Origin of the sequence: Corallococcus aberystwythensis (genome assembly GCF_003612165.1) — a bacterium.
Lineage (GTDB): Bacteria > Myxococcota > Myxococcia > Myxococcales > Myxococcaceae > Corallococcus > Corallococcus aberystwythensis.
Window position 1 is genome coordinate 1 of sequence record NZ_RAWK01000343.1, and the last position, 9,184, is coordinate 9,184.

Below are 9,184 nucleotides of genomic sequence, written 5' to 3' on the forward strand. Positions count from 1 at the left end.
GCCTTAGCATTCGCCGTGCCGAGGCTACTCGCAGGGATATTCCCCTGCGATATCGCGCGTTTGCGCCATCTGGCACGCCTGGACGGACAGGGCTGTGGGCTCGGAGCCGGAAAAAACTCCTGACCCTCCAGGGCCCCGGCCTAACGTGTGACAGCCTTGTTGACGGGATGATGGAGGAACCCGTGCGCCTTCCGGTCGCCGCCGCACTGCTCAGCCTGGTCGCCTGCACTGAATCGACCGAAGGCACCACCCCGAAGCTCGAGGGGCTCATCAATCCGCTGCAGCGGCTCGTCACCCCCGCGCGCGTCTGCAATGCCGGAGGCGGTGCGGCGGGATGGCGCCTGGAGCTCATCGGCAGCCGCTTCACTCCCGTGCCCCGCGACGCGCTCACCGACACGCCCTCGGTGGAGCTGCCCCGGATTTCGCTGAGCGGCCCGAGCGACTACACGCTTCCCGAGGACCACCTCTTCTTCGCGCGCACCGAACTCATGCGCATGGACCTGCCCACCCGCGACAGCACGCCGTCGAACGTGCTCCCGCCCGGCACCTATACCGTCGCCGTAACGAACCCACTGGGCGGCACCTCCGAGCTCGAGGGCGCCCTGCGCGTCGTGCCTCCGCCCGTCATCACGAGCATCACCGCGCCCCAGGGCTTCCACTACAGCGCCGGCAGCCCCCTCGTCATCGAAGGCAGCGGGTTCCGCTCGGACGCGCTGCCGCTCATCGTGCTTCAGCGCGAAGGCGAAGAGGACCAGCCCCTCTTCACCCTCACTGTCGTCTCCGACACGCGCATCGAAACCGAGGTGCCCCCCGCGACGCCGGAAGGCACCTACGCCGTCACCCTCACCAACCCCGAGGGCTGCGCCGTCACCCGGCCCCAGGCACTCACCGTCGCCTATGCACCGCTGGGCACCCTCTCCGTGTCGCCTCGCGGCGGCCCCGCCAACAGCGACACCGCCGTCACCCTGACCAGCACCGCGGCGGCCTTCACGGATGGCACCGGCACCCACGAGGTGTACCTCGTCGCTCCCGTGAAGACGGACCCCGGCCAGACGGTGAACATCCCGCTGTACGACGTGACCTACGTCTCCTCGACACAGCTCAAGGCCACCGTGCCCACGTGCTCCGGCTTCGACGCGCGGCCCGTCACGGACCCCACGTGTCCCGGCGGCATCGTGCCCGGCACCTACGGGCTCATCGTCGCGGATCCCAGCGGCGCCTTCGGAACCCTCCCCGCGTCCTCCGGCTTCACGGTCTCCCCATGAACGCCCTCGCCCTGCTCGCCGCCGCGGCGCTGGCCGCCGCCCCTTCCGCCCCCAACAAGAAGGACCGCGAGGGCCCCTTCTTCATCGCGCCCAAGGTGGGCTTCAGCAAGCCCCTCACGTCGCTCGGTGGCGACCTCTTCCTGGGCGGCGAGGTGGGCTACCTCACGCCCCTGCTCCAGCGGCGCCTGGCGCTGGTGCTGGAGGTGAACTACCACCGGCCCTCCACGTCGGGGACGCTGCGCGGGCCGCGGCTGGACAACCTGGGCCAGCCCATCGAGTCCCCGTACACGCTCGCCGACCGCGAGGTGGCCATCCAGCTGTCCGCCATGTTCCGCTTCCCCCGTGCGCTCGGGCCGCTCACGCCCTACGTGGGCGCGGGTCCCGGCCTGTACCTGCACCGCGTGACGGTGGAGTCGTTCGACAGCACCACTTCGGAGAGCAGCAGCGGGCTGGGCTTCCAGGCACTCGCAGGCGCGGAGCTGCCCCTGGGCCCTGGCGGCGTCTTCCTGGAGGCGAAGTATCACTTCGCTCCGGTGGACTTCCTCACCACCGGAGACATGAACACGGGCGCGGTGCTCGCGGCCGTGGGCTACCGGCTGCGCCTGTAGCCGCGGGGTGCTTCAGGCCCGTCCCACCGGCGGGCGCAACATCCGCAGCAGGTGCTGGGCCAGCAGGTCGCGCGTGGCCTGGAGCACGGAGCCCATCAGGTGGTGCAGCGCCTCCGCGGTGTCGCCGTGGGCTTCGCGCACGCGCTCGGAGCGGCCGTCGAAGATGCGCAGCCGGCCGGGCACCAGCGAGATGACCGGCAGCGACGGGTGCCGCTTGCGCAGGAGCCCCAGGAACAGCGGGTGGTCCTCATCCGGACGGCGCAGGTCCACCACCACCAGCGCGGGCTTGTTCTCCTTGATGGAGGCGAAGGCGTCATCGGGCTCGCCCGTGGCGGACACCTCCACGTCGGGCTCCGAGTCCAGGAAGCGGCTGAGCAGCGCCCGGGACGCCGGATGCGGGCTGACGACGAGGACCCGCATCAGCGCGATGCCCGGAAGGACACGGGCCTCCAGCCGGCGGGCGGAACACGGCGAGCAGCGGCGGGGCGGGGCCAGGGCATGGATGGAGCAGGTAACGCCCGGTCCCCCCTCAAAGCAATCCCTCCGGCGTCCAGAAGGCATGCAGTGCCTCCAGGCAGCCGAACGTCCGCGCCCGTGGCTTCTTCCCACCGCGCGGACCAGAGTGGCGGAGCGCCTTCCAACCCGCTACTTCCCTTCCCGCGCGAGTCCCCCCTCACGTCGGTTCCCCCAGTCCCGAGCCTCCGCCATCGAGCCCCTGCCCTCCCCCCTCACCGAGCTGCACTACGACAGCGGCACGCTGGTGGCCCCGACGCTGCCTGACGACGCGCGCCTGCACGCGCTCTTCCAGAAGGACGGGCGCACGGGTGTCTTCCGCGCCCCCGCGCGGCACTACCGCGACGTCGTCCTGCGGCTGCGCGAATGCGGGCTGCCCTATGAGGACCGCGCGAAGCGCTTCGAGCCGGTGGAGCTGCCCCTCACCGTCCCCATCGAGCCCTTCCCGCACCAGCGCGCGGCGCTGGACGCGTGGACGCGCGCCGGGGGCCGGGGACTGGTGGAGCTGCCCACGGGCGCGGGCAAGACGCTGCTGGCGGTGCTGGCCATCGCGTGGGTGAAGCGGCCCACGCTGGTGGTGGTGCCCACGCTGGACTTGATGGCGCAGTGGCAGGGCGTGCTGGCGAAGCACTTCTCCGGCCCGGTGGGCATGGTGGGCGGCGGCGTCAACGACCGCCAGACGCTGACGGTGACGACGTACGACTCCGCGGCGATGCAGATGGAGTTCACGGGCAACCGCTTCGGCCTGCTCATCTGCGACGAGTGCCACCACCTGCCCGCGCCCAGCTATCGCTTCATCGCGGAGGGGACGCTCGCGCCCTACCGGCTGGGGCTCACCGCGACGCTGGAGCGCGCGGACGGCGGCGAGCGCGTGTGCGAGGAGCTGCTGGGGCCGCTGGTGCACCGCACCGGCATCGACGAGCTCCAGGGCCAGTACCTGGCGCCCTACGAGGTCCGCCGCATCGAGGTGCCGCTGACGCCCGACGAGAAGACGCGCTACGACGAGGCGCGAGGCCGCTACCTCACGTTCGTGCGGAGGCTGGGCGTGCCGCTCGCGTCGCCGGAGGGCTGGGCGCGCTTCCTGGCGCAGAGCCAGCGCAGCGACGAAGGCCGCGCGGCGTACCGGGGCTACCGGGAGCAGCGCCGCATCGCGCTCACCTCCAGCGGCAAGCTGGACGCGCTCTGGAAGATATTGCTGGAGCACCGCGAGGACCGCGTCATCGTCTTCACGGACGACAACGAGACGGTCTACACGCTGGCGCGCAAGCTGCTCCTGCCCGCGCTCACGCACCACACGCCGCTGCCGGAGCGCAAGGCCCTGCTGGCCGCGTTCTCCAGCGCGGAGCTGCCGGTGCTGCTCACCTCCCGGGTGCTCAACGAGGGCGTGGACGTGCCCGACGCGCGCGTGGGCGTGGTGCTCAGCGGCAGCGGCAGCGTGCGCGAACACGTGCAGCGCCTGGGCCGCATCCTGCGAAAGCGCCCCGGCAAGCGCGCCCTGCTCTACGAGGTGTGCTCCGCGCAGACGGCGGAGAGCGGCATCAGCGAACGGCGCAGGCAGCACCGCGCCTACCAGGAACCGGAGGGCCCACCCGATGCTGACGCGTGAGCTGCTCGCCTCGCGCGTGCGCGAAGGCATCCTGCGTCCTTCCTTCGTGAAGACGCATGACCCGTCCCTCCAGGCGCTCGCGAAGGAGCTGCTCGCGGACGCGGAGGCCCTGCGCGGTCAGAGCCGCGACGACGTGGAGGAGGCCTTCAGCCTCAAGGCCGGCGCGTTCAGCCGCCCCAAGGTCGCGCGCGGGCTGGTGAAGCTGCTCCTGGACCGGCTCCTCTTCGATGAAGCCGGTGAAGGCGCCACGGAGACACGCTGGCGCACGCTGCTCGTGGGCGCGAAGGTGCTGCGGACCCTTGCTCCGGACACCACCCTGGAGGCCTACGAAGCGCGCCTCACCGAGGCCCTGGACGCGCCGCTGCCGGACACGCGCGAGGCGCTGTACTCGGACCTGCCCGGCAACCGGAAGCTGCTGGGCTGGGACGGCGACGCGCTCACGCCGCAGGGATTGCTGGACCGCTACAACCTGGCGCTCGCGCAGGGGCCGCTGCTCAACGCGCGCCGCCTCACCCTGCGCGCGCGGTCGCCGGAGCTCTTGCGCGTGCGCAAGCTGCTGCGCTGGCTGAAGTTCTGCCGGCTGGTGGCGGAGGTGCGGCGCGACGGCGAGGACTGGTCGCTGGAGGTCGAGGGCCCCGGCGCGATGCTGTCCCTGCAGAAGAAGTACGGCCTGCAGCTCGCGAGCTTCCTCTCCGTGGTCCCCATCCTGGAGCGCTGGGACCTCTCCGCGGTGCTGGAGGACGCGCGCAAGCAGTCCACGCTCCAGCTGTCCCACGAGGATCCGCTCGTGTCCCCGCTGCCCGCCGCGCTGGGGCACGTGCCGCCAGAGGTGACCGCGCTGGCCGAGGGGTTCGAGGACGCGGCCTGGGAGCTGGACTTGACGCCCCTGCCCCGCCACACCGGCGCCGCCGGCCTGTGCGTGCCCGACCTCACCTTCCGCCACCGGAAGACGGGCCAGGAGGTCGCGCTGGAGCTGTTCCACCCGTGGCACGCGGCGCCGCTGTCACGCCGGCTGTCGGAGCTGCGCGCGCGCCCTGACACAGGGCTGCTGCTGGGCGTGGACCGGGCGCTGGCGAAGGAGTCGGCGGAGCGGCAGGTGCTGGAGGAACACCCGCAGGTGGTGCTCTTCAACGGCTTTCCGTCCGTCCGGAAGCTGCGGGAGCGGCTGGCGCGATGGGACGGCGCGGCGGAGGCCGGATGAGCACCGGGGTGGCTTCAGCTCCGCGGTTTGAACTGCGAGGCCAGCACGCTGAGGATGCGGATGGAGCCCCGGTCCAGCTGCTTCGCGCGGCGCAACAGCCGGCGCAACTCCGCGGACTCGCCGTAGTCGGACGGAGGCTCCGCGGCCCACTTCACGTCCTGCGATGGCTTGAGCCCCAGCGCCTCGTCCGCGGAGATGGACAGCACCACGCACAACCGGCGGAAGGTCTGGATGCTGGGCAGCATGTGCCCGCGCTCCAGCCGCCCATAGACTTCACTCGCGATGCCGATGCGCTCCGCCACGTCCGCCTGGGTCAGGTTCAGGCGGGTGCGGGCGACGCGGGCCGCACCTCCGAGCCGGGATGCGAGGGTCTTTTCCATGGGGTCGTTAACCTACCGGGTTCGCCCATGTCGATATGACTTGAGAGGTTGGCTTCCAAGAACTTCCGGGGTAGGCTTTTCGCGACACAACCTCTTGCGTCAAGCCCGTCCGCACCACCCAGTGCCTTCATGCAAGAGCCCTCCACCCCTCCCAGCTTCCTGTTCGTGGACGCGGATCCGCGCGCGCTCGCCGCGCTCCGCCGGCTCGCCAGGCACCTGCCCGGAGACAAGCGCTTCGCCCAGGGCGTGCGCGAAGCGGAGCAGCTGATGGGGGAAGCGGCGCCCTCCGTGGTGGTGAGCGGCTACGGCCTGCCGGACGGGGACGGGCTGTGCCTGCTCACGTGCGTGCGCGCCCGGCATCCGCGCGCCGCCTGCGCGCTGCACACCTCGCATCCGCCCACGCGCGGGCTGCGGGAGAAGGGCATCACCTGGATGGACCGCGCCGCGCCGCCGCAGCAGGTGCTGGCGCTCCTGGCGTCGCTGGGCTGACGGCCGGAGCCGGCGGCCGGGCGTTCCCATGGCGCGCGCGGCCGTGCGCGTTAAGGTAGGGCCTTCCCGCGCGCACACCATGAAGCTCTACGCCATCAGCGACCTGCACCTGCGGCACAAGGAGAACCACGAGGCGCTGGCGGCACTCGCGCCGCGCCCGGACGACTGGCTCATCGTCGGCGGGGATGTGGGCGAGACGCTCGCGGACATGGAGCTGATGCTGCGCACGCTCACCGCGCGCTTCCGCCAGGTCGTCTGGGTGCCGGGCAACCACGAGCTGTGGACCATGCCCTCCGAACAGCCACCGCTGAAGGGCGAGGCGCGCTACCTGCGCATGGTGGACCTGTGCCACCGCTACGGTGCGCTCACGCCGGAGGACCCGTACCCGCGCTGGCCGGGAGAGGGCCCGCACCGCGTCGTCGTCCCCATGTTCCTGGGCTACGACTACACCTTCCGTCCGGACACCGTGCCCGCGGACAAGGCGCTGGAGTGGGCCTGGGAGGACGACATCATGTGCACGGACGAGGTGCTGCTCCACCCGGAGCCCTACCCCACCCGTCAGGCCTGGTGCCACGCGCGCGTGGAGCGCACCCGCGCGCGGCTGGAGCGGCTGCCAGAGGGGTGCTCCACCATCCTCATCAACCACTACCCGCTGCGCTACGAGCACGTGCGGCTGCCGCGCATCCCGCGCTTCTCCATCTGGTGCGGCACGCGCCTCACCGAGGACTGGCACACGCGCTACCGCGCGGAGGTGGTGGTGACGGGGCACCTGCACATGCCCGCCACGCTGTGGCGTGACGGCGTGCGCTTCGAGGAGGTCTCCCTGGGCTATCCCATGCAGTGGCGCCACCGGGGCGGCCTGGAGCGCTGCCTGCGCGAGGTTCTGCCCGGTCCGGAGAAATCCGCCCCACCGCCGCGTTGACGATGCGGAGCACGCGGGCGTGTAGTGGCGCCCCATGCCCGAGTCCTCCTCCGCCGGTCCCGTCGAAGCCTCCGAGCGCGTGCACCTGCTGGACGCCCTGCGCGGCTTCGCGCTCTTGGGTGTCTTCCTCTCCAACAGCCTGAGCTGGTTCAGCGGCCGGTCGCTGCTGCCGCGCGAACAGGCGAAGGCGCTGACGGCGTCCACCCTGGAGACGGTGGTCAACTCGCTCTACGCCTTCTTCGTGGACCAGAAGTTCGTCACCCTCTTCTCCCTCCTCTTCGGCCTGGGCTTCGCGCTGCAGATGACGCGCGCGGAAGGCCGGGGCACGTCCATCGTGCCGGTGTACCGGCGCCGGCTGCTGGTGCTGCTGGGGCTGGGCCTCGTCCACATGTTCGCGGTCTGGGTGGGGGACATCCTCAGCACCTACGCGCTGGTGGGCTTCGTGCTGCTCCTGTTCCGCGGGCGCTCCGACCGGACGGTGCTCACGTGGGTGGCGGTGCTGTTCGTCGTGCTGCCGCTCACGCTGTCCATCGCGCAGCGCTACGGCCCGGAGCTGCTACACGGCAAGGAGGGCGCGGAGGCCGCCGCCAAGGCCACGAAGGAGGAGGAGGCCGCGCACCGCACGGCGTTCTTCACCGGCCTGTCCAGCCACTCCGTGCTGGCGTCCCAGCAGGCCAACGCCGTCTACGCCTGGCAGAACCTGCCCAACCCGGGCCGCCCCATCTGGCTGTGCATCATCCTGGGCCGCTTCCTGCTGGGCCTGTGGGCCGGGCGCAACCGGGTGCTGGAGGAGGTGGAGCGCCACCGCAAGCTGCTCGTCCGGGTGATGGCGTGGGGCCTGGCCGTGGGCAGCGCCGTCGCCACCCTGTCGCTGGTGCTCAACCTGATGAACCGGAACGTTCCCGGCGGCGGCCCCCTGGGACAGCTGAGTCCTCCGGCGTGGATGGTGGGGATGCGCACCCTGCGGGAGGTGGGCTACCTCTTCATGGGCACGGGCTACGCGGCGGCCTTCGCGCTGCTCTTCCAGAAGGAGCGCTGGCGCAAGGTGCTGGGCGTGCTCACGCCCGCGGGCCGCATGGCGCTGACGCTCTACCTCATGCAGTCGGTCATCAGCATCGGGCTGTACGACGGCTGGGGGCTGGGGCTCGTGGGCCACACGCCGCCGTCGCGCACGGTGCTGCTGTGCCTGGGCGTCTTCGCGGCGCAGGTCGCCTTCAGCCACTGGTGGCTGGCCCGCTTCCGCTTCGGTCCGGTGGAGTGGCTGTGGCGCTCGCTCACCTACGGCCGCGCCCAGCCCATGCGCCTCACGCCCGCCAACGAGGCGCGCACGGCGCACTGATCCACGTGATTTGACGCTGCCGAGGGCGCCAGCGTGTAGTGCCCGGTATGTCCGAGTCCCCCTCTACCGCCGGTCCCATCGACAACGCCGAGCGCGTCCACACCCTGGACGCCTTGCGCGGCTTCGCGCTCCTGGGCGTCTTCGTCTCCAACAGTCTGAACTGGTTCAACGGCCGGTCGATGCTGCCGCGAGAGCAGGCCCTGGCGCTGGCCGCGTCGCCGCTGGAGGTCGCGGTCAGTTCGCTCTTCGCGCTGCTCATCGAGCAGAAGTTCGTCACCCTCTTCTCGCTCCTCTTCGGGCTGGGGTTCGCGCTGCAGATGACGCGCGCGGAAGGGCGGGGCACGTCCATCGTGCCGGTGTACCGGCGCCGGCTGCTCGTGCTGCTGGGCATCGGGCTGGTCCACATGTTCGCCATCTGGGTGGGGGACATCCTCAGCACCTACGCGCTGGTGGGCTTCCTGCTGCTGGCGTTCCGCAAGGCCTCCGGGAAGACGGTGCTCGTCTGGGCGGCGGTCTTCCTGTTCGTGGTGCCCATCGTCTACTCCATGGGGCAGCGGATGCTCCCCGTGCTGATGGACGGCGCGGCGGAGACGGAGCGCGCCCAGAAGGTCACGCGGGAGCAGGACGCAGCGCGCCGCGCGGCGTTCCTCGCCGGCCTGTCCAGCGACTCGGTGGTGACCAGCCAGCAGGCCAACGTGCGCTACGGATGGACGGGCCTCTCCAACCCGGGCCGCCCCATCCTCCTGTCCATCATCCTGGGCCGCTTCCTGCTGGGCCTGTGGGCGGGGCGCCGGGGGCTCCTGCAGGACGTGGAGCGCCACCGCCCGCTCCTGCGGAAGCTGGCCGCCTGGGGGCTGGGGG

10 protein-coding genes are annotated in these 9,184 nt (G+C 71.5%); 8 read left to right on the top strand and 2 right to left on the bottom strand.

Annotation, left to right across the window (positions count from 1 at the left end; translation table 11 throughout):
• Positions 1-182 precede the first annotated feature (182 nt).
• Positions 183-1,265 (top strand): IPT/TIG domain-containing protein, encoded by a 1,083-nt coding sequence (locus D7W81_RS36715; protein ID WP_158621767.1) that lies wholly within the window; start codon positions 183-185, stop codon positions 1,263-1,265.
• Positions 1,262-1,873 carry an outer membrane beta-barrel protein gene (locus D7W81_RS36720; RefSeq protein WP_120560033.1) on the top strand — a complete coding sequence of 204 codons (612 nt, stop codon included), beginning with the start codon at positions 1,262-1,264 and terminating at the stop codon, positions 1,871-1,873. Before D7W81_RS36715 ends, D7W81_RS36720 begins: the two co-directional genes overlap by 4 nt.
• A 12-nt stretch (positions 1,874-1,885) precedes the next feature.
• Here D7W81_RS36720 and D7W81_RS36725 read toward each other — a convergent pair whose 3' ends face one another.
• On the bottom strand, positions 1,886-2,434 hold the full coding sequence (locus D7W81_RS36725; RefSeq protein ID WP_244227691.1) for a response regulator: 549 nt from the start codon (positions 2,432-2,434) through the stop codon (positions 1,886-1,888).
• A gap of 154 nt (positions 2,435-2,588) precedes the next feature.
• Between D7W81_RS36725 and D7W81_RS36730 the strand changes: the two genes are divergently transcribed.
• Positions 2,589-3,992 carry a DEAD/DEAH box helicase gene (locus D7W81_RS36730; RefSeq protein WP_120560038.1) on the top strand — a complete coding sequence of 468 codons (1,404 nt, stop codon included), beginning with the start codon at positions 2,589-2,591 and terminating at the stop codon, positions 3,990-3,992.
• Positions 3,979-5,193 carry a DUF790 family protein gene (locus tag D7W81_RS36735; RefSeq protein WP_120560039.1) on the top strand — a complete coding sequence of 405 codons (1,215 nt, stop codon included), beginning with the start codon at positions 3,979-3,981 and terminating at the stop codon, positions 5,191-5,193. The genes D7W81_RS36730 and D7W81_RS36735 overlap by 14 nt, the downstream gene beginning before the upstream one ends.
• Positions 5,194-5,207: 14 nt before the next feature.
• On the opposite strand, the gene D7W81_RS36740 is transcribed toward D7W81_RS36735, so the two are convergent.
• Entirely contained in the window at positions 5,208-5,573 is a 366-nt protein-coding gene (locus D7W81_RS36740) for a helix-turn-helix transcriptional regulator (protein ID WP_120528580.1), read from the bottom strand.
• Positions 5,574-5,702: 129 nt separating this feature from the next.
• Here D7W81_RS36740 and D7W81_RS36745 point away from each other — a divergent pair, with 129 nt between their 5' ends.
• The 4 genes from D7W81_RS36745 to D7W81_RS36760 all read left to right on the top strand — a co-directional run.
• Complete coding sequence (locus tag D7W81_RS36745) at positions 5,703-6,062, top strand: response regulator (RefSeq protein ID WP_120560034.1); 360 nt, start codon at positions 5,703-5,705, stop codon at positions 6,060-6,062.
• Between the two features lie 79 nt (positions 6,063-6,141).
• The gene (locus tag D7W81_RS36750) at positions 6,142-6,984 is read left to right on the top strand and encodes a metallophosphoesterase family protein (protein ID WP_120560035.1); all 843 of its coding nucleotides are present in this window, start codon (positions 6,142-6,144) and stop codon (positions 6,982-6,984) included.
• A 34-nt stretch (positions 6,985-7,018) separates the two neighbouring features.
• Complete coding sequence (locus tag D7W81_RS36755) at positions 7,019-8,323, top strand: DUF418 domain-containing protein (protein WP_120560036.1); 1,305 nt, start codon at positions 7,019-7,021, stop codon at positions 8,321-8,323.
• Between the two features lie 47 nt (positions 8,324-8,370).
• Positions 8,371-9,184, top strand: an 814-nt coding sequence (locus D7W81_RS36760) for a DUF418 domain-containing protein (RefSeq protein ID WP_368773755.1), incomplete at its 3' end; no start/stop codon positions are given.

Bases quoted from the DNA above. Each gene is read 5' to 3' on its own strand.
- D7W81_RS36750 (WP_120560035.1), top strand. From the start codon at position 6,142: ATGAAGCTCTACGCCATCAGCGACCTGCACCTGCGGCACAAGGAGAAC.
- D7W81_RS36740 (WP_120528580.1), bottom strand. From the start codon at position 5,573: ATGGAAAAGACCCTCGCATCCCGGCTCGGAGGTGCGGCCCGCGTCGCC.
- D7W81_RS36755 (WP_120560036.1), top strand. From the start codon at position 7,019: ATGCCCGAGTCCTCCTCCGCCGGTCCCGTCGAAGCCTCCGAGCGCGTG.
- D7W81_RS36720 (WP_120560033.1), top strand. From the start codon at position 1,262: ATGAACGCCCTCGCCCTGCTCGCCGCCGCGGCGCTGGCCGCCGCCCCT.
- D7W81_RS36735 (WP_120560039.1), top strand. From the start codon at position 3,979: ATGCTGACGCGTGAGCTGCTCGCCTCGCGCGTGCGCGAAGGCATCCTG.
- D7W81_RS36745 (WP_120560034.1), top strand. From the start codon at position 5,703: ATGCAAGAGCCCTCCACCCCTCCCAGCTTCCTGTTCGTGGACGCGGAT.
- D7W81_RS36725 (WP_244227691.1), bottom strand. From the start codon at position 2,434: ATGCCTTCTGGACGCCGGAGGGATTGCTTTGAGGGGGGACCGGGCGTT.